24 protein-coding genes are annotated in these 22,165 nt (G+C 62.6%); 14 read left to right on the top strand and 10 right to left on the bottom strand.

Annotated elements, in window-relative coordinates; all coding sequences use genetic code 11:
- Positions 1–90: 90 nt before the first annotated feature.
- The 3 genes from SynRS9902_RS13205 to SynRS9902_RS13195 all read left to right on the top strand — a co-directional run bounded on the left by SynRS9902_RS13205 (position 91) and on the right by SynRS9902_RS13195 (position 2,298).
- Positions 91–687 (top strand): molybdenum cofactor guanylyltransferase, encoded by a 597-nt coding sequence (locus SynRS9902_RS13205; protein ID WP_255446146.1) that lies wholly within the window; start codon positions 91–93, stop codon positions 685–687.
- Complete coding sequence (locus tag SynRS9902_RS13200; RefSeq protein ID WP_186509465.1) at positions 684–1,727, top strand: GTP 3',8-cyclase MoaA; 1,044 nt, start codon at positions 684–686, stop codon at positions 1,725–1,727. The genes SynRS9902_RS13205 and SynRS9902_RS13200 overlap by 4 nt, the downstream gene beginning before the upstream one ends.
- 79 nt (positions 1,728–1,806) lie before the next feature.
- Positions 1,807–2,298 carry a redox protein gene (locus tag SynRS9902_RS13195; RefSeq protein ID WP_114988886.1) on the top strand — a complete coding sequence of 164 codons (492 nt, stop codon included), beginning with the start codon at positions 1,807–1,809 and terminating at the stop codon, positions 2,296–2,298.
- On the opposite strand, the gene SynRS9902_RS13190 is transcribed toward SynRS9902_RS13195, so the two are convergent.
- From SynRS9902_RS13190 to SynRS9902_RS13180, 3 genes are read right to left on the bottom strand one after another with little or no spacing between them, the layout of a single operon-like run.
- A complete protein-coding gene (locus SynRS9902_RS13190) occupies positions 2,286–3,185 on the bottom strand; it encodes a transglutaminase family protein (protein ID WP_186509464.1) in 900 nt (299 codons plus the stop codon). The genes SynRS9902_RS13195 and SynRS9902_RS13190 overlap by 13 nt on opposite strands.
- Complete coding sequence (locus SynRS9902_RS13185; protein WP_186509463.1) at positions 3,158–4,153, bottom strand: alpha-E domain-containing protein; 996 nt, start codon at positions 4,151–4,153, stop codon at positions 3,158–3,160. The genes SynRS9902_RS13190 and SynRS9902_RS13185 overlap by 28 nt, the downstream gene beginning before the upstream one ends.
- Positions 4,147–5,622, bottom strand: coding sequence for a circularly permuted type 2 ATP-grasp protein (locus tag SynRS9902_RS13180; RefSeq protein ID WP_186510671.1), 1,476 nt, complete (start codon positions 5,620–5,622; stop codon positions 4,147–4,149). Before SynRS9902_RS13180 ends, SynRS9902_RS13185 begins: the two co-directional genes overlap by 7 nt.
- A 316-nt stretch (positions 5,623–5,938) precedes the next feature.
- Here SynRS9902_RS13180 and SynRS9902_RS13175 point away from each other — a divergent pair, with 316 nt between their 5' ends.
- From SynRS9902_RS13175 to SynRS9902_RS13150, 6 genes are all read left to right on the top strand, one after another.
- A complete protein-coding gene (locus tag SynRS9902_RS13175) occupies positions 5,939–7,369 on the top strand; it encodes a sodium:solute symporter family protein (protein ID WP_186509462.1) in 1,431 nt (476 codons plus the stop codon).
- Positions 7,366–7,515 carry a hypothetical protein gene (locus SynRS9902_RS13170; RefSeq protein WP_186509461.1) on the top strand — a complete coding sequence of 50 codons (150 nt, stop codon included), beginning with the start codon at positions 7,366–7,368 and terminating at the stop codon, positions 7,513–7,515. Before SynRS9902_RS13175 ends, SynRS9902_RS13170 begins: the two co-directional genes overlap by 4 nt.
- Positions 7,516–7,676: 161 nt before the next feature.
- A complete protein-coding gene (locus SynRS9902_RS13165; protein WP_186509460.1) occupies positions 7,677–8,792 on the top strand; it encodes an aspartate carbamoyltransferase in 1,116 nt (371 codons plus the stop codon).
- Positions 8,793–8,801: 9 nt separating this feature from the next.
- A complete protein-coding gene (gene asnB / locus SynRS9902_RS13160; protein ID WP_186509459.1) occupies positions 8,802–10,826 on the top strand; it encodes an asparagine synthase (glutamine-hydrolyzing) in 2,025 nt (674 codons plus the stop codon).
- A gap of 94 nt (positions 10,827–10,920) precedes the next feature.
- Complete coding sequence (locus SynRS9902_RS13155) at positions 10,921–12,210, top strand: Zn-dependent hydrolase (RefSeq protein ID WP_186509458.1); 1,290 nt, start codon at positions 10,921–10,923, stop codon at positions 12,208–12,210.
- Positions 12,207–12,881: a DUF1028 domain-containing protein gene (locus tag SynRS9902_RS13150; protein ID WP_186509457.1), complete on the top strand. Its 675-nt coding sequence runs from the start codon at positions 12,207–12,209 to the stop codon at positions 12,879–12,881. Before SynRS9902_RS13155 ends, SynRS9902_RS13150 begins: the two co-directional genes overlap by 4 nt.
- A gap of 77 nt (positions 12,882–12,958) precedes the next feature.
- Here the strand turns inward: SynRS9902_RS13150 and SynRS9902_RS13145 are convergent, their stop codons facing one another.
- The 7 genes from SynRS9902_RS13145 to SynRS9902_RS13115 form a co-directional block, all read right to left on the bottom strand.
- Positions 12,959–13,177, bottom strand: coding sequence for a hypothetical protein (locus SynRS9902_RS13145; protein ID WP_115009785.1), 219 nt, complete (start codon positions 13,175–13,177; stop codon positions 12,959–12,961).
- An 80-nt stretch (positions 13,178–13,257) separates the two neighbouring features.
- Entirely contained in the window at positions 13,258–13,425 is a 168-nt protein-coding gene (locus SynRS9902_RS13140) for a DUF4278 domain-containing protein (protein WP_186509456.1), read from the bottom strand.
- A gap of 191 nt (positions 13,426–13,616) precedes the next feature.
- The gene (locus tag SynRS9902_RS13135) at positions 13,617–14,375 is read right to left on the bottom strand and encodes a type 1 glutamine amidotransferase (RefSeq protein WP_186509455.1); all 759 of its coding nucleotides are present in this window, start codon (positions 14,373–14,375) and stop codon (positions 13,617–13,619) included.
- Complete coding sequence (ureC, locus tag SynRS9902_RS13130) at positions 14,372–16,081, bottom strand: urease subunit alpha (RefSeq protein WP_186509454.1); 1,710 nt, start codon at positions 16,079–16,081, stop codon at positions 14,372–14,374. The genes SynRS9902_RS13135 and ureC overlap by 4 nt, the downstream gene beginning before the upstream one ends.
- Positions 16,082–16,084: 3 nt before the next feature.
- Positions 16,085–16,405: an urease subunit beta gene (locus SynRS9902_RS13125; RefSeq protein ID WP_115009789.1), complete on the bottom strand. Its 321-nt coding sequence runs from the start codon at positions 16,403–16,405 to the stop codon at positions 16,085–16,087.
- Between the two features lie 10 nt (positions 16,406–16,415).
- Positions 16,416–16,718, bottom strand: coding sequence for an urease subunit gamma (locus SynRS9902_RS13120; protein WP_006851427.1), 303 nt, complete (start codon positions 16,716–16,718; stop codon positions 16,416–16,418).
- Between the two features lie 18 nt (positions 16,719–16,736).
- On the bottom strand, positions 16,737–17,672 hold the full coding sequence (locus SynRS9902_RS13115) for an urease accessory protein UreD (RefSeq protein ID WP_186510670.1): 936 nt from the start codon (positions 17,670–17,672) through the stop codon (positions 16,737–16,739).
- A 105-nt stretch (positions 17,673–17,777) separates the two neighbouring features.
- Here SynRS9902_RS13115 and ureE point away from each other — a divergent pair, with 105 nt between their 5' ends.
- The 5 genes from ureE to SynRS9902_RS13090 all read left to right on the top strand — a co-directional run bounded on the left by ureE (position 17,778) and on the right by SynRS9902_RS13090 (position 22,163).
- Positions 17,778–18,230 (top strand): urease accessory protein UreE, encoded by a 453-nt coding sequence (ureE, locus tag SynRS9902_RS13110; protein ID WP_186509453.1) that lies wholly within the window; start codon positions 17,778–17,780, stop codon positions 18,228–18,230.
- Positions 18,227–18,898 carry an urease accessory protein UreF gene (locus SynRS9902_RS13105; protein WP_186509452.1) on the top strand — a complete coding sequence of 224 codons (672 nt, stop codon included), beginning with the start codon at positions 18,227–18,229 and terminating at the stop codon, positions 18,896–18,898. The genes ureE and SynRS9902_RS13105 overlap by 4 nt, the downstream gene beginning before the upstream one ends.
- On the top strand, positions 18,898–19,503 hold the full coding sequence (ureG, locus tag SynRS9902_RS13100; RefSeq protein ID WP_186509451.1) for an urease accessory protein UreG: 606 nt from the start codon (positions 18,898–18,900) through the stop codon (positions 19,501–19,503). Before SynRS9902_RS13105 ends, ureG begins: the two co-directional genes overlap by 1 nt.
- Before the next feature lie 119 nt (positions 19,504–19,622).
- Positions 19,623–20,915 (top strand): urea ABC transporter substrate-binding protein, encoded by a 1,293-nt coding sequence (gene urtA, locus SynRS9902_RS13095; protein WP_186509450.1) that lies wholly within the window; start codon positions 19,623–19,625, stop codon positions 20,913–20,915.
- A 93-nt stretch (positions 20,916–21,008) separates the two neighbouring features.
- Entirely contained in the window at positions 21,009–22,163 is a 1,155-nt protein-coding gene (locus SynRS9902_RS13090) for a branched-chain amino acid ABC transporter permease (RefSeq protein ID WP_186509449.1), read from the top strand.
- Positions 22,164–22,165: the final 2 nt, after the last annotated feature.

Here is a 22,165-nt window from a genome sequence, read left to right as displayed (position 1 = left end):
CTGATTGATCAGATCAGGTGATCTTGTGCCGCAGCGATTTGGTAGCGGTTGCAACTTTTGTGCGTTCTTGGACTCCGCTGGTGCAGATTGTTGGTCGGCGATGTGAACCAAGGCTTGCGGGTTTGTGTGCTCAGTGGCGGAAGCAGCCGTCGCATGGGGCGTGACAAGGCCCTTCTGCCGCATCCCTCGGGTGGTGTTTGGCTCACGGCCCTGGTCGACCAGCTGTTGCCGCTCGGTCATCCGGTGCAGGTGTTGAGTCGTCATCCCGCCCACGCAGAGCTTCTGGCCCACCGGCCGGGATGTTCCGTGCTGCTGGAGCCCCCTCCCTGGAATGGCCCTCTGCAGGCGCTGGCCAGGCTGTTGCCGTCTCGGCCTGGGGAGGCTTTGTTGGTTCTGCCGGTGGACATGCCCCGTTTGCACACCGCCGTTGTCCAGCAACTCATCGCAGCTTGGAATCGTGCCCCGGATCAAGCAGCGGTGGCCCATGACGGGCAACGGCTGCAGCCGTTGCTGGCGGTGATCCCCTCCGGTTCTCCTTTCCGCTCCTGCCTTGATCAGCAACTGCAACGCGGAGAGTTGCGCTGGATGGATTGGTTGACCTGCGTTCCCCATCAGGCGGTGCGCTTGCCTGCAGAGGCGTTGGTGAATGCCAACTGCCCTGCAGATCTGGCAGCGTTGGAGGGATGAGCACGTCGCTGCCGCTTGCAGACCGCCTCAACCGGCCCATCGGGGTGTTGCGGTTGTCGCTCACGGCCCGTTGCAATCTCGCCTGTCCGTACTGCTGTCCGGATCTGGAGGAGCCCCCTGGCCTGCTCACGCTGGAGCAGCAGATGCGCGTGATTCGTGTGGCCGCGCGCCTGGGGGCACAGACGCTGCGGCTCACCGGTGGAGAGCCGTTGTTGAGCCGGCGCTTGTTGCCGTTGTTGGAGGCGGTGGCCCAGGCCAGGCGGGATCGTTCGGATCCGATCGCTGGTTTGAAGACCGTGGCGCTCACCAGCAACGGGGTGCTGTTGTCGGAACCGATGGCGGGGGCGTTGCGTGCCGCAGGGCTGGATCGAATCACCATCAGCCTGGATGCGGCGGAAGGGGAGGCAGCGGCGCGCATGGCTGGTCTCCAGGGTGGTGCCGTGGCTGGAGACCGCCTGGTGCGCCAGGTGCAGGACGGCATCGCGGCGGCCTGCGCCGCTGGCTTTGATCCCTCATGCGGCGAGCTCAAGCTCAATGCCGTGATCCAACGGGGGATCAATGACGATCAGCTGTTGCCCTTGGCCGGTTTGGCCCGGCAGCAGGGGATGGAGCTGCGTTTGATCGAATACATGGATGTGGGCAACCGCAACCAGTGGACGCTGGATCAGGTGCTGCCGGCGGCGCAGATGGTGGAGCACATTCATGCCCGTTGGCCCCTGGAGCCTTTGGGTCGCCCGCGGGGTGGGACGGCCCGGCGTTGGCACTACCGCGATGGTGCTGGAACCATCGGTGTGATTGCCTCCATCAGTGAGCCGTTCTGCGGGGATTGCAACCGCTTGCGTGTCACCGCTGATGGGCAGGCGTTCACCTGCCTGTTTTCTGCTGAAGGCACCGATCTCAAGCCCGCGCTCGCCTCAGAGCCTCAGCTTGAGCAGGCCATGCGCCAGCTCTGGCAGCGACGCCAAGACCGCTACAGCGAGGAGCGTGATCCAGCCGCCGTTGCGTCAACCCATGCGGAAATGGCGTATTTGGGGGGCTGAACCGTCGTGATCGTCACCGTTTTTGCGTGATGCCCCCGGTACAACGGGGCAGCTGAAGGATCCCTCAGGATCCATCGACATGTTTGAACTGCTGGCTTACGAGCGCTTCCGCGACACCCCGTCGGTTCGTTTTTTCGACGTCACCGTGAACACCTCGAACGCGCGCGACCTGGTGATTCACAGCGGCCCGGCCGTGTCGCCCCCCAACGATCCGGAGAGCGGAGCCTGGCAGTTCTATCTGCATCCCCATCAGGAAGACAATCTGCTTGCGGCAAGCGGCGGCAGAACCTTCTTCCTGGTGAACCTGGCCTGGGAGCAGCCGTTCCACATCGTTCGGCTCGAGAGCGGTGGTGACATCCTTCGCATCCCGCCTGGCACTTTCCACCGCTCGATCTCCGATCCCGATGGTTCCGTCGTTCTGAACCAGGCGGTTCGTGAGGAGGGCGCTTCTCTGGTGAGGGAATTCCGCGTCTACAACAGCGCCGAGATCCCGGCCTTGATGGCAGCCACCCACAGCTCGGCGCCGAAGCCCCAGTTGCATGGGGTGGAGCCGTTGCTTCAGGCGGCCTGAACCAGGTTGCGTGAGGGGGTTTCCGTTGCGGAGGCGTCCTCTCTGATCTGAATCTGCCAGTTCAGTTCACTGTTGGTTCCAGGGGGGCCGCTGAAGCTGCCGCTCACGGCCGCGGTGAGTTCCGGTTTGGAGGAGGTGGCCAGCACCACATAGCGCTCGTTGACTTCCATCCCGGCACTGGGGTCAAAGCCCCGCCAGCCCGCTCCCGGCAGGTAAACCTCCGCCCAGGCATGCAGGTCGTACTCCTTCGGGGGAGGTTGCTGCAGTTGATAGCCGCTCACAAAGCGGGCCGGAAGACCCACCACGCGGCAACAGGCCACCATCAGCATGGCCAGATCACGGCAGGAGCCGATCCGCTCCCGCAGGGTTCGGCCCGCCGGCCAGGCGGGTCCCACATGGCGTTGGGTGTATTTCACCCGCTCTTGAATCAGTTCAATCAGTTGCTTCAGAAAGGCCAGGGTCTGCTGGTTGCTGCCCATCAGGGCTTCCTGGGTGAGCTCGATGGCCGAGGGTTCGTGTTGGCCGTTGGGCAACCAGCCTTCCAGTGCCCCCTGCAGATCGCTGTTGAGTTGGCCTTGCGGGTAGGGCAGGGGTGGTTCGAGTCCGTTGAAGCAGCTCTCCAGAGGGGGTGCTGGCCGGGTCTCCACCAGGCTGCGGGCCTCAAAGACGAGTTCATCGGTGCTGCCGAGAAAGCGGAGCCGTTGGATTTCATCGCCGCTGGCGGCCACCAGATCCCGACGTTGCTCCGGTTCCGGCAACACGCTGAGTTGATGCTCCAGCAGGGTCTGGAATCCCTGCCCCCGAGGCCTCAGACAAAGGCGATGTTCCCCGAGGAACACCGGGGCTTCATACCGATACGTCAGGCGGTGAATGATGAGAGCGCGCATGCGGGATCGGTGGGGATGGAATGGAGGTCCGCGCTGGTGAAGTAGCGGGTCTGGATCAGGTGGTGGAGTTGGTTGAGGTCTTGCTGCAGCTGATCAATGGCTTCATGCAGACCGGCTTCGATCAGGTTGTCGATCCGCACATAGCTCCACCGGGCAAGGAGCTGACCGCGCAAACAGTCGAGGTCATCCGGCGTGTCTTGGTTAGGGAGCTGCTGGATCTGTTGCAAGGTGTCGCTGATGCCCTGGAGGCAGTACCGCACCGAGCGAGGAAAGATGGGGTCCAGCAGCAAAAAGCGTGCCACCGCTGCAGGGCTGATCGCTTGTTGCACGCTGTGGCGATACATCTGATAAGCGCCCGCTGTGCGCAGCAGGGTGATCCACTGCAGTTCATCCAGCACGCCGCCCACCTCTTCAGGGGAAGGCAGCAGCAGGAAGTATTTGACGTCGAGGATGCGGGAGGTTTTGTCGGCCCGTTCGATCAGACGACCCAGCTGACTGAACAGCCAGCTCAGATCGCGGCTCAGGGTGGTGTCGGTGATCCCGTACACGAGCTGGCAGCCGCGGCGGATGATCCGCAGTTGTTCCTGCACCGGTTCGCGCCAGATGTCTTCGTCGTCTTGAAGGCTCCAGTGCAGATCGTTGATCTGCTCCCACATCTCCGTGGTGATCACATCCCTGATCTGCCGTGCGTTCTCCCGTGCCACCGCAATGCAGCTCACGATGCTGTTGGGATTGCTGCGGTCCTGCAGCAGGAAGCGCACCACCTGTTTGGGCGTGGCATCGGGATAGGTCGTATCGAAGCGGTGGCGATCCCCCGTCACCTCCACCAGCGGCAGCCAAGGTTCGGCGCTGCCCGGAGGACAGTCCAGCGCCATCGCCTCACTCACTTCCAGAAAGCGCGAGATGTTTTCGGCCCGTTCCAGATAGCGGTTGATCCAGTAGAGCGAATCGGCAACGCGGCTCAGCACGGCACCGCCTCCTGGGGGTGCCGTGCCGCCATCCGTTGGTCGTCGACGATCCAGGTGTCCTTACAGCCGCCGCCCTGGGACGAATTCACCACCAGGGAGCCCCGCTTGAGTGCCACGCGCGTCAGCCCCCCTGGACTCACCCAGCTGCTTGCGCCGCGCAGCACGTAGGGGCGCAGATCAACGTGGCAGGGGTAGAGCTCACCGTCACTGAGGGATGGCACGGTGGAGAGTTGCAGCGTGGGCTGCGCAATGAAGTTGCGGGGATTCGCACGGATCTTCGTGTCGAAGTCCGCCAGCTCCGATCGGCTGGCCTGGGGTCCGATCAGCATTCCATAGCCCCCGGCTTCCGCCACCGACTTCACTACCAATTGCTCGAGGTGTTCGAGCACGTAGCGCCGGTCGTCCGGTCGGGCGCAGAGATAGGTGGGAACGTTCTCGATGATCGGCTCCTCATCGAGGTAGTAGCGGATCATCGCCGGCACGTGGGCGTAGATCAGCTTGTCGTCGGCGACGCCGGTGCCCGGGGCGTTGGCGATGGCGACCCGTCCTTGCCGCAGCACGTCGATCAGGCCCGGCACCCCCAGCATCGAGTCGTGGCGGAACACAGTGGGATCGAGAAAATCGTCGTCGATCCGGCGGTAAATCACATCCACAGGCTTGAGGCCGTTGGTGCTGCGCATCCACACCCGGCCGTCTTCGCACACCAGGTCGCGCCCTTCTACCAGTGCAATGCCCATCTGCTGGGCCAGATAGCTGTGCTCGAAATAGGCGCTGTTGAACACCCCTGGCGTCAGGATTGCCACGCGGGGGGTGTCACTCCAGGGCGCCAGGTCTTGAAGGGTGCGCAGCAGATGGGATGGATAGGCGTCGATCGGTTGAACGGCACGGCCTTCGAACAGGCCAGGGAACAACCGTTTCATCACCCGACGGTTCTCGAGGAAATAGGCCACCCCCGATGGACAACGCAGGTTGTCTTCCAGGACACGCCAGGTGCCACTGCCATCGCGGATCAGGTCGAGCCCGGAGATGTGGCACCAGCGGTTGAGCGGCAGGCTGATGCCCTGCATCTGAGGTCGCCAGCCGGAGGAACTTTCAACGTCTTCCCGCGGGATCACTCCATCATTGAGGATCTGCTGGGGGCCATAGATGTCGGCGAGAAACCAGTCGATGGCTTCCAGGCGTTGCAGCAGTCCCCGATCCAGGGTGATCCAGTCGCTGCGGCTGATAAGCCGGGGCAAGGGATCGAAGGGGAGAATCCGTTCGCTGCCTTTGAGGCCGGAATCGTTGAGGCGAAAGGTGGCGCCGAGGCGACGCAGCAGCTGGCTAGCCGAGGCATGGCTGCGGTTGAGCTCGGGCAATCCCAGCTGCCCCAGTGATGTGAGCAGCGTGGCCAGATCGTCACGCGGCCTTGCTGTTTCATTGCAGAAATATTCGTCGAAGCCGACCGTGGGTTTGTAGTCGGTGAACATTCCAATCGCGTGGGTGAATGTCATCCAAGGCGTCGCCCCAACCCCCTTCGGGTGGTGGTTGCTACACATTCCGCAATTTCGGGCGATCGGACGCTGACCGCCTGATGTTTGGGTATCCGAAGGCACCGAAATCGAAGGCGACAGCTGGAGCTGGGACGCCTCTTTTGCTTACCTGTTTCTGGAGTTCAAACGCTCTTCGCCTTGGATGAATTGCTCTGGGCGCGACTGATCTTTGCCCTTGGTGCCGTTGTGACTGCGGCGACGGTGGTGATGATTCTGCGCGGACACCTGTATTGGAATCGCAGGGGGTCGACGGATGTCCGCTGACTCGGTTCCCTTCCTTCAGCCCGGGATCGCCTGGGCGTTGGTGGTGCTGTTCTCTGTGCTCTGGGTGGCGCTGGGGATTGCCTGGGGCCGGCGCGGTCAAGGCAATGCCGACGACTACATGCTGGCGGGGCGCAACATCGGGCTGGCCCTGAGTACGGCCACGTTGATGGCCTCCTGGGTCACCGGCAACACCACCCTGCTCGCCCCTGAATTCGGCTACAAAACCGGCCTCTGGGGAATGTTCAGCTATGCCCTGGCCGGGCTTGGCCTGATTCTGTTCGCCCCCCTGGCTTCGCGAATCAAGCAGTTGATGCCCAACGGGCGCACCAGCGGCGACTTCATTCGCCTGCGCTACGGGCGTCTGGCCTGGTGGGTGTTCATGGTGATCACCGCGATTTACACCCTGGGCTTTCTGATGACCCAGGCGATGGGTGCTGGCCTGCTGCTGCAGGCGCTTTCAGGCTTCGATTACCACGTGGGAATGGTGGTGGTGATTGGTGTTGCCACCGCCTACACCCTGTTCGGTGGGATGCGGGCCGTGATTGGCACCGATTTCATCCAGTCGCTGTTGATCATGGTGTTGCTGGCGGTGGTGGCGGTGCTTGCCTTCCGTCAATTCCCGATGCCTGAGGTGCATGCCTCTTTGGTGGCCCGGCATCCCGATCGGCTTGATCTGCTGCTGCCGGCGGGCTTGTTGATCGCCTGGAATTCCGCCCTCTTTTCGATGGGCGAAGTGTTTCACAACAACATCTGGTGGTCCCGGGTGTTCGCCAGCCGGCGCTCGGTGGTGATGACCTCTTTTGTTTTGGGGGGCATCGCCTGGATGAGCGTGCCGATGGTGACGGGCTCCATTGGCCTCGTGGCCCTGGCCCGTGAGCTGCCCCTCGAGCAGGTGAACATGGTGTTCCCTGTGATGGCAGCCGATCTGCTCGGGGCCGGTGGCGCGGCTTTGGTGTTTGTGGTGGTGTTTGCTTCGCTCACCTCCACCCTGGATTCGTTGCTGGCATCCACCGCCGATCTGTTGGCGGAGGATGTGTACTTCCGCCTGTTGCGGCCCCAGGCCAGCGACCTTCAGCTCAAGCAGGCGGCGCGGCTGATGGTGGTGGGGCTGGCCGTCGTCACTCTGGCGCTGTCCTGGCCGCGGCTGGATTCGCTGGCGTCGGTGCTGTTCTTCACTGGTGCCCTGGTGGCCTCCACGGTTTGGCCGGTGGCCTGCGGTTTGTACTGGCGCACGGCCAACCGCACGGCTGCCATTGCGGCCATGCTTGCCGGCAGCGTTGTGGGCCTGCTCGCCTATGTGCTGATCGCGCCTTATTGCGCTGCTGTGTTTTCGGCGGCCGTGTCGGCGGTTGTGATGCTGATGGGCAGTCGGTTCTGGCCAGAACGCTTCGACTTCACCTTGCTGCAGGAGGAGGGATGATCCAAACGCTTCCTTTAATCGCCGGCCTCGTTGGTCTGTCGGGCTTTCAGACTCTGCTGGTGGCCAGTCAGTTCGCCCTGGTCCTGTCGGTGCTCGTGCTGCTGCTGATCTGGTGGGTGGAGTGGCGCAATGGCCGGGTTTGGTGATGTCTCCTTTAGCCGTCCACCCCAGCACAATCCTTTCCGGATCTTTGCTTAAGAAGCTGCTTCTTCGTGGACGCAGCAGTGTGGTTGTTGTTACCGGTGAAAGATGTAGTTCCTGGCTTTAGCACTCGGTTTGGCAAACAGAGTGTTGATCCGATTCCGCTATGGCACAGGCCAAAACAGCAGTTGTGGACGCGTCTTCGGTTCAGATTCGGTTTGAGCCGATGGGGCCCGATGTCTACGGGCAGAACCAACCCCAGGAGCTGCTGGCTGCGATTGCTGAAGACTCTGAGCCTTTGAAGGATCTGGTGGATCAGCACGTGGTGTCGATCCAACCGTTCCGCCCCGAGGTCTTGTTGCAGGTGTTTCGCTTGGCGGCGAAATTTGAGAGCAATCCAGATCGCTATTGCCGGCACAACACGCCGCTTACCGGAAAGATTCTGATCAACGCGTTTTACGAACCGAGCACGCGCACGCGGCTGTCTTTTGACAGTGCTTGGCACCGACTCGGCGGTACTTCCATCAACATCACCGACAGGGCCACCACAGGGATCGCCAAGGGCGAGTCTCTCGAAGATGTCGCCCATATGTTCAACAACTATGGCGATTGTGTGGTGCTTCGGGACAGCGATCCCGGTGCCGTTTACGCGATGACGTCCACCCTTCGGATCCCGATCATCAACGCTGGAAATGGGATCGATGAGCATCCCACCCAGGCGATGGCCGATCTGTACACGATCTTCAAGTGGCGCCCCAAGCTTGCTGAAGCTGAAGTGGCACCCGCTGATCGGATTCGCATTGGGATTGTCGGAATCCCTTCGCGGATGCGAACGGTTCGCTCCCTGTTGAGGATCCTGGCCAAATTCCCGCAGACCGTGGACGAGGTGGTGGTCATTCACGCCCCCGAGTTGGAGCCGGATCAGCCGCTGTTCGACCCAGGACAGTTGGAGGAGCTTGAAGCTTGTGGCATGAAGGTGCGCTCCAGCACGGATCTTCAGGATGAAGTGCCCGACTTGGATGTCGTTTACATCAATGCCATTGCCTGGGTCGGCGACTCCTATGAAGTACACGGCGGGGGATTCCGCCTCACCCGCGACATGCCGTTCAAACCGGAAGCGATCGTGCTCCATCCCTTGGCGCGGGGGGCGGAACTGAGCACTTGCATGGATGACACGCCTCACAACTGGTATTTCAGCCAGGCCAGGGGAGCTGTGTTCCTGCGGATGGCCCTGCTCACCTGCATGGTGGATCGGGCCGAACGCGTGATGGATGTGATCTGAGGTGAGCTGATGTGCGGAATCGGAGGTGTTTTCAATGCCGACCGTCAGCAGACGGTGGATCGCCAGCTGCTGGTCAACATGGCGGCGATTCAGGCCCATCGCGGGCCCGATGGCTTCGGGGTTGAGGTGCTCGATCAGGCCGGCGTCGGCTTCTGCCATGCCCGCCTTTCGATCATTGACCTGAATGAGTCACGGGCCCGGCAGCCCTTCCTCACCGATGACGGTGAGGTGCTGATGGCCCACAACGGTGAGTTCTACGACTTCCAGCGGATCAGGGCTGACCTCACCGCCCAGGGCGTGCGCTTCAGCAGCAAGAGCGATTCCGAGATCCTGCTGCGGCTGTATCAACGCCAGGGCCTTGAGGCGACCCTGCCCCTGTTGCGCGGTGAGTTCGCCTTCGCCTTGTTTGATCGGTCCGAAGACTGCCTTTACTTGGTGCGGGATCGCTTCGGCATCAAACCGCAGTACTGGGCGATGACGCCTGAGGGTCTGGTGTTCGGTTCCGAATTGAAGGTGCTGTTCGCCCATCCGGCGGTGGAGCGACGCTTCACCTCGGAGGGTCTGTTCCACCAGTTGATGCAGACCATGGTTCCCGGCACCACAGCCTTCGCCGGGGTGCATCAGGTGAAGCCCGGCCATGTGCTCAAGGTGCAACGGGTGAATGGCCATCTGGAAGTGTCGGAGTCCACCTACTGGGACGTCGACTTTCCGCGGAAGGACGAGCGAGACCCCAAGCGAACCGAAGCCGACCATATCGCTGCCGTTCGTGCGGCCTTGCTGGAGGCCGTTGAGCTGCGCATGGTGGCTGATGTGCCGGTGGGTTGTTACCTCTCCGGCGGCATTGACAGCTGTTCGATCCTTGGCTTGGCCTCAGCCGTGAGCCAGGCACCGGTGAAGGCGTTCACGATCGGCTTTGACGACGCCCGTTACGACGAGTCGCCGATTGCTCGGGAGATGGCCGAGGCCACCGGTGCTGAGCAGGATCTGATGCGTCTCTCGGGTCAGGAGCTCTATGGCCACATGGAGCGCACCATCTGGCATGCCGAGCGAACGATCTACAACACCCTGGCGGTGGCCAAGTTCTTGATGAGCCGCCACGTCAACGACGTGGATTACAAGGTTGTGATGACTGGCGAAGGCTCAGATGAGCTGTTCGGCGGCTATCCGGCCTTTCGCCGCGACATGTTCCTCCACGGTCTTGATGACCTGCCGCAGGAGGAGCGCGCCAGCTGGGAAAGCCTGTTGCAGCAGTCCAATGCCCTGGTGAAAGGGGCGATGCTGGCTGAAAACCAGGTGGATGACCCCGATCTTGATGCGGTGGTTGGCTTCACCCCCAGTTGCCTGCAGCCCTGGCTGGCCTGTGCGCCCTTGGTGCCGGAACTTCTGGCGGAGACCCATGCCGCCGCCCTGAAGGATTACTCCCCGGGCAAGGCGATTGCCGCGCAGCTGGATGCGGATCAACTGGACGGGCGCCATGCCCTGGATAAGGCCCAGTACGTCTGGATCAAGACCATGCTGGAGGGCCAGATCCTCACCTGGGGTGGCGACCGGGTCGACATGGCCAATTCCATGGAGGCGCGACCCGCCTTCCTCGATCACCATTTGGCCGCTGTTGCGGTTCAGGTGCCGCCTGAGCTGCGGATCAAGGGGAAAACCGAGAAATACGTGCTGCGGGAAGCCATGGCCGGCCTGTTGCCGGAGGTGTTGTACCGGCGTGAGAAGTTCGCCTTCATGGCACCGCCAGCCCACACGGAGCCCGAGAAGTGGGAGCAGATGAAGCAGCTCGCCGACGACTACCTCAGTGATGAGGCGATCGATGCCGCTGGTTTGTTGAGCAAAGCCGGCGTGCGTGCCTTGTTTGCCCGTCACGAGGATCCGGCCACCACCGACGCGGAGCGTGTGCAGATGGATGCGGTGATCAATCACCTGCTGGGCGTGCAGATGTTGCACCGCATGTTTGTGGCGGAAGACGTGCCAGCCCTGGCCCGCCGGGAGGCGGACCGCCTGGGCTGGCGTGTGCTGATGCCCGTTTGAATTCTTTGGTCAGGATTAAATCGTTGCGCTAGCTACAGGCCGATCGGTCCGTTCAGGCGAAGGTGTCGGTTCGTTTGAACTAAAGGTCACGGCATTGCCAACGCTCATCTCGGCTTCTCCGACCACCCCTGCATCGCGGGTTGAGCCAGCCAAGATTGCAGCGCGACCAAACCGTGATCGTTTGGTGGCAACGATTGAGCAGCTGGCCAGCATTGGTGCCAAGCCCGATGGCAGCGTTTGTCGACGCGGGTTCTCGCCGGAGGATGTGCAGGGCCGTGAGTTGCTGGCCCACTGGATGAAGCAGCTCGGCATGCAGGTGCGTGTTGACGCCGCTGGCAACTTGATCGGACGCCTCGAGGGCCTCGATCCCCACTGTCCTGCCCTGGTGACCGGATCGCACCTCGATACGGTTCCCACTGGCGGACGTTTTGATGGGGCCCTGGGGGTATTGGCCGGTCTGGAAGCCTGCCGCGCTCTTCAAGACCAGGGCCTGCGCCTGCGGCATGGCATCGAGTTGATCGCCTTTGCCGACGAGGAGTCGACCATGGTGGGCTGCAAGGGCTTGGCGGGCACGGCCTCCGATGACCCGGAGAGTTATGCCACCAGTAATGGTCAGCCGATTCAGGACAACATGGCGCGCATCGGCGGCCATTGGCCCTCCCTGGCCTCGGCTCGCCGCTCCGATGAGGCCTATGCCGCTTTCCTGGAGTTGCATGTTGAGCAGGGTGGCGTGCTCGAGCAACGCGGCGATGCCATCGGTGTTGTGGAGGGTGTTGTTGGTCAGCGTCGGTTCAGCATCAATGTGAGGGGCCAGGCCAATCACGCCGGCACCACACCAATGGGGTTGCGGCAGGACGCCCTCGTGGCGGCCTCGCGTCTTGTTCTTGCCGTCGAGGCCATGGCCTCCCGTCATCCCGGAGATCCGGTGGCGACGGTGGGTCGACTAGAGGTTTGGCCCAATGCCGCCAATGTTGTCCCCGGCGCTGTCGCCCTGACCGTTGACCTCAGGGATGTGGATCCCACCGTTCTCGAACAGTTGGTTGAGGAGTTAATGCAGCATGTGGAACGCATCGGTGTTGAAACCGGCTGCCCGATTGCGGTGGACCCCCAGTTCAGCGTTGATCCCACCCCTGCTGACCCTGTGGTGATGGCCACGATCGCTGAGGCCGCAGCCGATCTCGGCTTGTCCCACAGCCATCTCCCCAGCCGCGCCAGCCACGATGCCCAGGAGGTTGGCCGCCGTTGGCCGATGGGCATGATTTTTGTGCCCAGTCGGGGCGGCCTGAGTCATTCCGCTGCAGAGTTCACCAGTGACGAGCAGTGCTGGGCGGGCACCGCAGTGCTGCTGGAAACGTTGCTGCGGCTCGACCGTCAGCTGCCGTGACCTTTTCGATCCTGGCCCGGGACCCCAGCAACGGTCGCTTTGGCGTGGCTGTGGCCACCTGTCACCTGGCCGTTGGATCCACCGTGCCCCACATCCGCGCCGGTGTAGGTGCCGTCGCCACCCAGGCCCACACCAATCCGTATCTGGGGATTTGTGGTCTTGAGCGCCTTGAGCAGAGTTCCGATGCCGAGAGCGTTCTGGCCAGCTTGCTGGCGGATGACCAGCACCGAGACCGGCGTCAGTTTCACCTGATCGACCTGGACGGTCGCACGGCCTGTTGGACGGGGCAGGATTGCGGCCCTTGGGCAGGGCATCGCCATCAGCGTGATCTGTCTGTTGCCGGCAATTGCTTGGTGGATGAGGGTGTGTTGGCGGCGATGGAACAGGCCTTTCTCACCAGCGACCCCAGCTTGAAACTGGGCCGCCGTCTGATGATGGCTCTGCAGGCCGGGGAAGCGGCGGGCGGTGACCATCGCTCTCCGTTCTGCACCTCAGCAGCGGTGCAGGTGAGTGGTGAAGCTGCTTTTCCGCTGTTGGATCTGCGTGTTGATTTCCACGACTGCGCCGTGGAGCAGTTGATGGAGGTGTATGAGCGCAGTCAGGCCCTCTGGGCCCAGGAGTGGAGGGATGAGCTGTCGGAATTGCCGATGCTCAACCGCTTGGTGGCTTGAGTATTCAGAGTCGATAAGCCATTAAAAAAGCCCTGCAACGCAGCCGTGTGCAGGGCTTCTGGGGAATTCAGAAGTGCTCAGCTGGGGACGGATGCTTCCCACTCCACATTCAGGCCGGCCTGACGTGCGTCGGTGATCAGGTCATCGATGCAATCCATGCCAAAGGCGGCTTGCCCAGACAGCAGGGCATCCCATTCCTGAGACGGAAAGTGGGTTTGCAGCCAGAACACGCCATGCACGCTGGAGGGACTCACTTGCACGAGGCCCTGGTCGAGGCGAGAGGTGATGAGATCCAACGTCTTGGCTGAAGCTGGATCTATTACGCCTCAATCCTCGGAACTGGAATGTTCGAGTTGCTACGGATTGAGAAGTTGGCCTAGCGGGTGTAGCGCACGCCGCGGTACACGAGCTGCACCGGAGTGCTGTGGTTGTTGATCTGGCGGGCTTGATACACGTTGCGGCGGTAAACCAGCTGTACCCCAGGCTTGCCCTGAGTGGCGTTGTTTTGCTGGTATTGATGCCCGCGATAGAGAAGGGTGGTCATTGGATGGTCCTCGAAGCAAGCTCAGGTCCCCGTTCCATGGCCTGAGGCGAACTGCGCTTCGCGCGATGCGAAGTGAACGATCGGTAGCTGTTGCTACAGAAATATTGAAGCCCTTGCAAATGCCGAAGTGGTGTTCAGGTTGATACCTCTTCAGAAAAGTTTTTGGTTTTGTTTATTTTTGTCCGTAGGAATTAGTGGGTCTGGCTGATCTCAATCAGTTGATTGAGCGCAGCACTGAAGAAGTTTCGGCCTTGTTCCTGAAGCGTGGTGCCCAGCCTGCGCCAGTCCTGGCTCAGGCGATCGTGCCCTTCAGCTCCAAGGGCGTTCACCACGTAGTCGTGGTCGTTGGCGATCCAGCGTTCAAGCGCTTCACCGTCGATCTCGAGGTGGCATTGCAGGCCAATGGCGTGGGCTCCGATCCGAAACACCTGTTCGGCGCAATGCAGTGAAGAACCCAGCAGGGTTGCATCAGCCGGGAGGTGGATGCGATCACCATGCCAATGCAGCACCAGGCTGCTGCTTGGTTGCCCCTTGAGCAGGGCCTCATCACTGGGATCCGCGACCCAGTGAATCGCGCCGAGCCCCAGTTCCTTTAGCTGCTGCGGTGGTGCTCCCACCTGCAGCGGTTGCACGGTCCCCCCTGCAGCCACAGCCAAGAGCTGCGCCCCCAGGCAGATGCCCAGCACCGGTCGGCGTTGCTGGTGCCAGGCCCTCAACCAGTCCAGTTCCTGCTGCAACCAGTCCATGCCTGGTTGCTCGCGGTCGTTCACGCTCATCGGGCCACCGAGCACAAGGGCGATGCTGTTGGCACACGCCCTGGGGTCCGGCAGTGGGTCCCCCCGGTCGGGCCTCAGGATCTCGAGTGTCAGGCCCCGCTGCCGCGCTAGTTCTCCCACCAGTGCGGCGTCTTCGTGGTCCACGTGTTGGACCACCAGCAGCGAGGGGCTCAAAGCAGTAGGTAGCGCTGGGCCAGGGGCAGCACCTCGGCGGGCTCGCAGGTGAGCAGTTCACCGTCGGCGAACACCTCATAGGTCTGTGGGTCCACGCTCACCTTGGGCAACGCTGAATTCAGCTTGAGGGCGCTCTTGCCCACGCTGCGGGTCTCCTTCACCGCCATGCAGGTGCGCTCCAGCCCGAGCTGGCGTTGGATGTCGGCATCCATTGCCGCTTCGCTCACGAAGGTGAGACAACTGGGCGCGAGGGCCTTGCCGAAGGCGCCGAACATCGGCCGGCCGTGCACCGGGCCGGGGGTGGGAATCGAGGCGTTGGCATCGCCCATCTGGGCCCAGACGATCGAACCGCCCTTCACCACCAGTTCCGGGCGAATGCCAAAGAAGCCTGGCTTCCACAGCACCAAATCGGCGAGCTTGCCGGTTTCGATCGACCCCACTTCGCTGCTGATGCCGTGGGCCAACGCCGGGTTGATCGTCACTTTGGCGATGTAGCGCTTGAGCCGGTGGTTGTCGTTGCGAGCCGAGTCTTCCGGCAATGCACCGCGCTGCACCTTCATCTTGTGGGCGGTCTGGAAGGTGCGGGTGATCACCTCGCCCACGCGGCCCATGGCCTGGGAGTCGCTGGCGATGATCGAGAACGCGCCCAGGTCGTGAAGGATGTCTTCGGCGGCGATCGTTTCGCGCCGGATCCGCGATTCGGCGAAGGCCACGTCCTCGGGGATCTTCGGATCGAGGTGGTGGCACACCATCAGCATGTCGAGGTGCTCCTCGAGCGTGTTGCGGGTGTAGGGCCGGGTGGGATTGGTGCTGCTCGGCAGCACGTTGGCCTCGCCGCAGATCTTGATAATGTCCGGGGCATGGCCGCCGCCGGCGCCTTCGGTGTGGAAGGTGTGGATGGTGCGTCCCTTGATGGCGGCGATCGTGTCTTCCACGAAGCCGGCTTCGTTCAAGGTGTCGGTGTGGATGCACACCTGCACATCCATCCGATCGGCCACCGAAAGGCAGGCATCGATGGTGGCGGGCGTGGTGCCCCAGTCTTCGTGCAGCTTCAGGCCGCAGGCGCCGGCGCGCACCTGTTCTTCCAGCGCTTCCGGGGTGCTGGCGTTGCCTTTGCCGAAGAAGCCCAGGTTCACCGGCAGGCCTTCAGCGGCCTGGAGCATCCGTCCGATGTGGAAGGCGCCGGGGGTGCAGGTGGTGGCATTGGTGCCGGTGGCCGGTCCAGTCCCGCCGCCCATCAGGGTGGTCACGCCGCTGGCCAGGGCCGTTTCGATCTGCTGGGGGCAGATGAAGTGGATGTGGGTGTCGATCCCTCCCGCGGTGAGGATGTGGCCCTCCCCGGCGATGGCTTCCGTGCCTGGGCCCACCACGATCGTCACACCTTCCTGGGTGTCGGGGTTGCCGGCTTTGCCGATGCCAACGATGCGGCCGTCCTTGAGGCCGACATCCGCTTTGACGATGCCCCACCAGTCGAGGATCAGGGCATTGGTGATCACCGTGTCGACGGCGCCCTCGGCTCGAGGGGTCTGGGATTGGCCCATGCCGTCGCGGATCACCTTGCCGCCGCCGAACTTCACCTCATCGCCGTAGACGGTGTAGTCCTTCTCGACTTCCAGAATCAGATCGGTGTCGGCCAGGCGAATCCGGTCGCCGGTGGTGGGTCCGTAGGTCTCGGCGTAGGCCTGGCGGGAGATGCGGTAGGGCATGGGTCAGGCGTCGAGGGGTCCGTTGATCTGGCCGTTGAAGCCGATGACGCGTCGCGCACCGGCGAAGGGAATCAGGTTCACGTCGCGGCTGTCGCCGGGTTCGAAGCGGATGGCGGTGCCGGCGGGGATGTCGAGCCGTTGACCGCGGGCTGCGGCCCGGTCGAACTGCAGGGCGGCATTGGCTTCGGCGAAATGGAAATGGGAGCCCACCTGCACCGGCCGGTCGCCGCTGTTGGAGACGCTCAGCGTGGTGACGGGTCGGCCTGCATTCAGCTCCAGTTCACCCGGTTCGGGGAGCAGTTCGCCTGGGATGAGAGGTGCCATGGGTTCTGCCTCAGCGAATCGGGTCGTGCAGGGTGACGAGCTTGGTGCCATCGGGAAAGACGGCCTCGATCTGCACCTCATGGACGAGTTCGGGCACGCCTTCCATCACCTGGTCCTGACGCAGCCAGGTGGTGCCTTCCTGCATCAGCTCCGCCACGCTCTTGCCGTCACGGGCACCTTCCAGCACCAGAAAACTGAGCCAGGCCACCGCTTCGGGGTGGTTGAGCTTCAGGCCACGGTTCAAGCGCCGCTCAGCAAGTAGTGCCGCGGTCACGATCAGGAGCTTGTCCTTTTCCTGGGGACTGAGATGCATAGCGAAGCTCGGTCCTCTTCAGTGTGTCTCCGCTGCAGCCTTGAAAGCGTTCACAGTGGACGTTTGTCGGCGCAGAGGCTGTTCCTGCAGGGGCCAGGCCCTGGGGATGCGAGGCCCTGTCAGCCCCCGGATCGTTCGCGTTCGCTCCCAGATCCGGCTGAACCAGAAGCGGGCATCACGGCTCGACTCGCCGGAATAGCGGGCGATCAGTCCCTGATTCAGGGCGCTGCAGCGCATTGTGCCCGTCAGGCCTTCGCGGTCGGCCCGCGCTCCCTCCAGCAGTGTTGCTGTTGTTTCGGCACCCATGGCCATCGGTGCGGCCCACACCAGTGTTCCGAATACTGGGGCGCCTCCCAGCCCATGCGGGCTATCCAGGCTGGCGCCGCCGAGCTCCACCCGATCCGCCAGCTCCCAGGTTGAGCGGTTGCCTGCGAGGCGCTGAATGGTGAGGCTCGAGCGCCATCGTCCCTGCTGCAGGGTTTCGCCGGCGGCGGTTCGGCCCAAGCGCACGATCTCTGCGCTGAGAAAGGAGGCGTCCTGGGGCAGGGTCACCGTCAGCTGCTGCTCGAACAGGGCATCGGCGTACAGCACCAGTTCCTGCGGCAGCCATTCGAAGTCACTGCCGCTGGCCAGTGAGCAGCGCACCTGTTGATGGGCAAAGCAGCCCTCGGGTTGCAGGCGGCTGCGGCCGATCGATCCGTAAACCTTCTGCGCCGCCACGCTGGTGATCAGGCCGCGGCTGTTGGCCTCAAGCTTGAAGTCCAGGCTGAGTTGATCGCCGCCCACCAGGCCTCCGGCGGTGTGCAGCACCGGCAGCTCGCAGCGTCCGTCATCGCCGCGTTCACTGCGAAGCAGCTTGAACGGAGCCGTGCAGCCCCCCTGGTGTTTGGTGCTGCCATTGGTGGCATGAAACTGCAGGTCGCAGCGGCCGTGCCAGGGATCAAGACGTTGCATGGCCTCACGCTCCGCCGCCACCGGCTTCAACTCTGTAGCAATGCACACCAAAGCGCTGCTGATTGATCGGCACGCTTTCCTTGTGGAACTGGAGAGGAGCTGCTGGTGACGGATGCGGTGGTCGTGCTGGAGCAGCGCCTGCAGAACAGCAGTGCCACGGCCACCCTGCAGTTGCCGTTAACGGCCGAAGAGCGCACGGTGCTGCGGGGCCGTCGTACCACCTCCTGCGGTCGTCCGGTGCTGCTGCAGTTGCCCCGGGAGGGTTCTCTCCAGCCTGGTGATCTGCTGGGGGATCAGTCTGGTTCGACTGTTGTGGAGGTGACAGCAGCGCCTGAAGCGTTGCTGCGGGTGCAGGGGGCGCATCCTTTGGAGCTGTTGCAGGCGGCTTATCACCTGGGCAATCGCCATGTCGCCCTGGAGCTGCATGAGAAGGAGCTGTTGCTGCCGGAGGATTCCGTTCTCGCCACGATGCTGGAAGGGCGTGGACTAACGGTCAGCCGCTGTCTGCAGCCGTTTGCCCCCGAAGGCGGTGCCTACGGAGGCCATCAGCACGGATGACTTCTCTGGCATTGCTGCAACTGGTCAGCCCGGCCCTGCCCGTTGGCGCCTTCAGCTATTCCGAGGGGCTGGAGGTGTTGATTCAGGCGGGATCCATCGCCGATGAGCAGGCGATCCAGGCTTGGTTGGAGGCCGAACTGCAACGGGGCGCGGTGCGGCTGGAAGCCGCGGCATTAATGCCTCTGGCGGAGGCTTTGGTGGGGTGGTCCACCCAGGCCGATGTGGCGGCCAAGGCGCGCCTGATCGATCTGGATGGTTGGCTGTTGGCTACTCGCGAAGCCGCGGAGCTGCGAGCCCAGCAGCGTCAGATGGGGATGTCGCTGCTGCAGTTGATGTCCGATATGGGATACGAGCTTCCTGAGCCGGTGGCCCTGAGCTGGCCAGCGGCCTGGGCCTGGGCTGCTGTGGGCTTGTCGGTTCCAGCGGGAGACATGGTGGAGGGATACCTCTACGGCTGGGTTGCCAATCAGCTCAGTGCCTCGGTGCGGCTGCTGCCGTTGGGACCCTCCCGAGCGCAGGTGCTGCAACAGCGGCTGCTGCCGCTGATTGCCTCCCAAGCGCAGCTGCTCCAGGCGGCCGATCCGCAGCAGCTCTGGAGCAGCGGTGTGGGTGCGGGCATGGCTCAGCTTGCCCATGCTGAGCTGTATTCACGCCTGTTTCGAAGCTGATGAGCAGCAAACTGCGCCTGGGGGTGGCGGGTCCTGTGGGATCCGGCAAGACCGCACTGGTGGAGGCGCTTTGTCGCCGCTTGCGCGACAACCTGCAGCTCGCGGTGGTCACCAACGACATCTACACCCAGGAGGATGCCCAGTTCCTCACCCGTGCTGGTGCCTTGGATCCAGAGCGGATTCGTGGCGTGGAGACCGGTGGTTGCCCTCACACGGCGATCCGCGAAGACTGCTCGATCAACAGAGCTGCCGTGGCGGAGCTGGAGACGCAGTTTCCCAATCTCGATCTTGTTCTGGTCGAGAGCGGTGGCGACAACCTGGCGGCGAGCTTCAGTCCGGAACTGGTGGATCTCTGCATCTACGTGATCGATGTGGCGGCCGGCGACAAGATCCCCCGCAAGGGAGGGCCTGGCATCACCCGCTCCGATCTGCTGGTGATCAACAAAATTGACCTGGCTCCCCAGGTCGGTGCCGACCTTGGGGTGATGGAAGAGGACACCCGGCGGATGCGGGGAGACCGGCCCTGGTGTTTCACCAATCTCCACAGTGGTGAAGGCCTGGAGCAGGTGGTGGAGTTCCTGTTGCAACAGCTACCAAAATCATGAAAACACAAGCTTTTGGGGCCAAAAGTGTTCCCGTTGTTACGTTTCAAATCCCCACCTGTAGCGATGGTCGAATTTCAGGGCGTTTCGCGCGTCCAAGCTTTTAAGTGCCCTCTCATTCCATGAGCACCCCTCTCTCCAAGCGCCTGTTCGCCGGCATGGCCGCGGCATCGCTAGGCCTTGCCGTGACCGCATGCGGTGGCGGTGACAAGGCTGCCAACGTTGACTACGACGACAGCGTCACCGTCGGCATCCTGCACTCGCTGACCGGCACCATGGCCATCTCCGAGTCCACCCTGGTGGACACCGAGAAAATGGCGATCGATGAGATCAACGCCGCCGGTGGCGTTGAAGTTGATGGCAAGAAGTACAAGATCGAGTACATCGTCGAGGACGGTGCCTCCGATTGGCCCACCTTTGCTGAGAAGTCCAAGAAGCTGATCGACCAGGACCAGGTGCCCGTGGTCTTCGGTGGCTGGACCTCCGCCAGCCGCAAGGCGATGCTGCCTGTGTACGAGTCGAAGAACGCTTTCCTCTACTACCCGATTCAGTACGAGGGTCAGGAGTGTTCCAACAACATCTTCTACACCGGTGCCACTCCGAACCAGCAGTCGGAGCCTGCCACCAAGTTCATGTATGAAAAGTCGCCTGCCGCTGGCAAGCCCTTCTTCCTCGTGGGTTCGGACTACGTCTTCCCCCGCACCTCCAACACCATCACCAAGGAACAGCTCAAGTCCCTGGGTGGCGAAGTGGTCGGTGAGGACTACCTGCCTCTGGGCAACACCGAAGTTGCTCCGATCATCGCCAAGATCAAGAAGGCCCTGCCTGACGGTGGTGTGATCATCAACACCCTGAATGGTGACCAGAACGTCGCCTTCTTCAAGCAGATCCAGGACGCCGGCATCACCCCCGATAACGGCTACTACGTGATGAGCTACTCCATCGCGGAAGAGGAGATCAGCACCATCGGTTCTGAGTTCCTTGAGGGCCACTACGGCGCTTGGAACTACATGATGTCGATCGACACACCGGCATCCAAGAAGTTCGCTGCTGACTTCAAGGCCAAGTACGGCGCCGACCGCCAGGTCGCTGACCCTCAGGAGTCGGCCTACAACATGGTCTACCTGTGGAAGAAGGCTGTCGAGAAGGCCAACAGCTTCGACGACGACAAGGTGCGTGAGGCCCTGGTCGGCATCGAGTTCGACGCGCCTCAGGGACCTGTGAAGGTGATGCCCAACCACCACCTCTCCCAGACCGTGCGCATCGGCCAGATCACTGCTGACGGTCAGTTCGAGATCCTCGAATCCACCGATGGCCCCGTGGCTCCTCAGGCCTGGAACCAGTTCGAGCCCAGCTCCAAGGGCTTCGCTTGCGACTGGACCGACGACTCCAAGGGTGAGAAGTACAAGCTCTGATCTTCTGATCACAGCATGATTGCTCTTCAGGGAGGAGCCCGGTGACGGGCTCCTCCTTTCGTCGTTTCATTGAACGCTTCGTTTCACACGTCCGTGCAACTGCTTCTCGAAAGCCTGTTCAACGGTGTTGCCATCGGCTCGGTGCTGCTGATGGCCGCCCTCGGACTGGCCATTGTCTTCGGCCTCATGGGCGTGATCAACCTCGCCCATGGTGAGCTGATCATGCTTGGGGCCTACACCACCTACGTGGTGCAGCTGATCTTCAAGCTGCCTGCGCTGCAGCCGGTTTACAACGCCTACGTGCTGGTGGCGCTTCCCCTGGCTTTCATCGTCAGCGGTGTGGTCGGCATCCTGCTGGAACGCACCGTGATTCGCCGGCTCTACGGCAACCCGCTGGAGACCCTGCTCGCGACCTGGGGCGTCAGCTTGATTCTTCAGCAGTTCGTGCGGAGTGTTGCTCTGGCCCACGCCGCCGGCCTGATCCTGGCGTTGGTGCTGGGCTTTGGCCTGCCGCTGCTGCTTCCCTCCTCGCTTCTTTCGGGGCCTCGAGCTCGTTTGGTGCGTGCGGGGAGTTGGGCTGTTTCAGCCCTGGGCGGTGTGCTGCTGGCCGGTGGCCTGGCCTCACAAATCAGCCGCATTGCCAGGGCCACCTCCCGCAATGTGGATGTGACGGCACCCAAATGGATGCGTGGCGGCATCGAATTCATGGATATCACCTTTCCTGTGCCGCGCCTGGTGATCATCGTTATCACGATCGTTGCGGTGGTTGGGGTGACGTGGTTCCTCAACAAAAGCGTTTGGGGCATGCGCATTCGTGCTGTGACCCAGAACCGTTCGATGAGTGATTGCCTTGGCATCCCCACCGACACCGTTGATGTGCTCACCTTTGGCATCGGCTCCGGTTTGGCCGGTGTGGCGGGGGTTGCTGTTTCCCTGTTGGGTTCGGTGGGCCCCAACGTGGGCGGGTCCTACATCGTGGGCTGCTTCATGGTGGTGGTGCTCGGTGGCGTCGGAAACCTGTTGGGCACCGTGCTCGCGTCCTTTGCCATTGGCCTGCTCACCGACCTGATCGGTGCTGGACGTCTGCTGACGATCTGGCCTGACATGCCGGCCCCCCTGGCTGGTGCTGTTGATTTCTTCGCCACCACGAGCATGGCCCAGGTGATGGTGTTCGCTCTGATCGTGGTGTTCCTTCAATTCCGTCCCGCGGGTCTGTTCCCGCAAAAAGGACGCATGGTGGAGGCCTGATC

It is taken from the genome of Synechococcus sp. RS9902, assembly GCF_014279635.1.
Classification (GTDB): Bacteria; Cyanobacteriota; Cyanobacteriia; order PCC-6307; family Cyanobiaceae; genus Parasynechococcus.
Note: the sequence above shows the minus strand (reverse complement) of the source record. Positions and strands in the feature narration are given on the sequence as shown.

Bases quoted from the DNA above. Each gene is read 5' to 3' on its own strand.
- SynRS9902_RS13200 (WP_186509465.1), top strand. From the start codon at position 684: ATGAGCACGTCGCTGCCGCTTGCAGACCGCCTCAACCGGCCCATCGGG.
- SynRS9902_RS13195 (WP_114988886.1), top strand. From the start codon at position 1,807: ATGTTTGAACTGCTGGCTTACGAGCGCTTCCGCGACACCCCGTCGGTT.
- SynRS9902_RS13190 (WP_186509464.1), bottom strand. From the start codon at position 3,185: ATGCGCGCTCTCATCATTCACCGCCTGACGTATCGGTATGAAGCCCCG.
- SynRS9902_RS13180 (WP_186510671.1), bottom strand. From the start codon at position 5,622: ATGTTCACCGACTACAAACCCACGGTCGGCTTCGACGAATATTTCTGC.
- SynRS9902_RS13175 (WP_186509462.1), top strand. From the start codon at position 5,939: ATGTCCGCTGACTCGGTTCCCTTCCTTCAGCCCGGGATCGCCTGGGCG.
- SynRS9902_RS13170 (WP_186509461.1), top strand. From the start codon at position 7,366: ATGATCCAAACGCTTCCTTTAATCGCCGGCCTCGTTGGTCTGTCGGGC.
- SynRS9902_RS13165 (WP_186509460.1), top strand. From the start codon at position 7,677: ATGGCACAGGCCAAAACAGCAGTTGTGGACGCGTCTTCGGTTCAGATT.
- asnB (WP_186509459.1), top strand. From the start codon at position 8,802: ATGTGCGGAATCGGAGGTGTTTTCAATGCCGACCGTCAGCAGACGGTG.
- SynRS9902_RS13140 (WP_186509456.1), bottom strand. From the start codon at position 13,425: ATGACCACCCTTCTCTATCGCGGGCATCAATACCAGCAAAACAACGCC.
- ureC (WP_186509454.1), bottom strand. From the start codon at position 16,081: ATGCCCTACCGCATCTCCCGCCAGGCCTACGCCGAGACCTACGGACCC.
- SynRS9902_RS13125 (WP_115009789.1), bottom strand. From the start codon at position 16,405: ATGGCACCTCTCATCCCAGGCGAACTGCTCCCCGAACCGGGTGAACTG.
- SynRS9902_RS13120 (WP_006851427.1), bottom strand. From the start codon at position 16,718: ATGCATCTCAGTCCCCAGGAAAAGGACAAGCTCCTGATCGTGACCGCG.
- SynRS9902_RS13115 (WP_186510670.1), bottom strand. From the start codon at position 17,672: ATGCAACGTCTTGATCCCTGGCACGGCCGCTGCGACCTGCAGTTTCAT.
- SynRS9902_RS13105 (WP_186509452.1), top strand. From the start codon at position 18,227: ATGACTTCTCTGGCATTGCTGCAACTGGTCAGCCCGGCCCTGCCCGTT.
- ureG (WP_186509451.1), top strand. From the start codon at position 18,898: ATGAGCAGCAAACTGCGCCTGGGGGTGGCGGGTCCTGTGGGATCCGGC.
- urtA (WP_186509450.1), top strand. From the start codon at position 19,623: ATGAGCACCCCTCTCTCCAAGCGCCTGTTCGCCGGCATGGCCGCGGCA.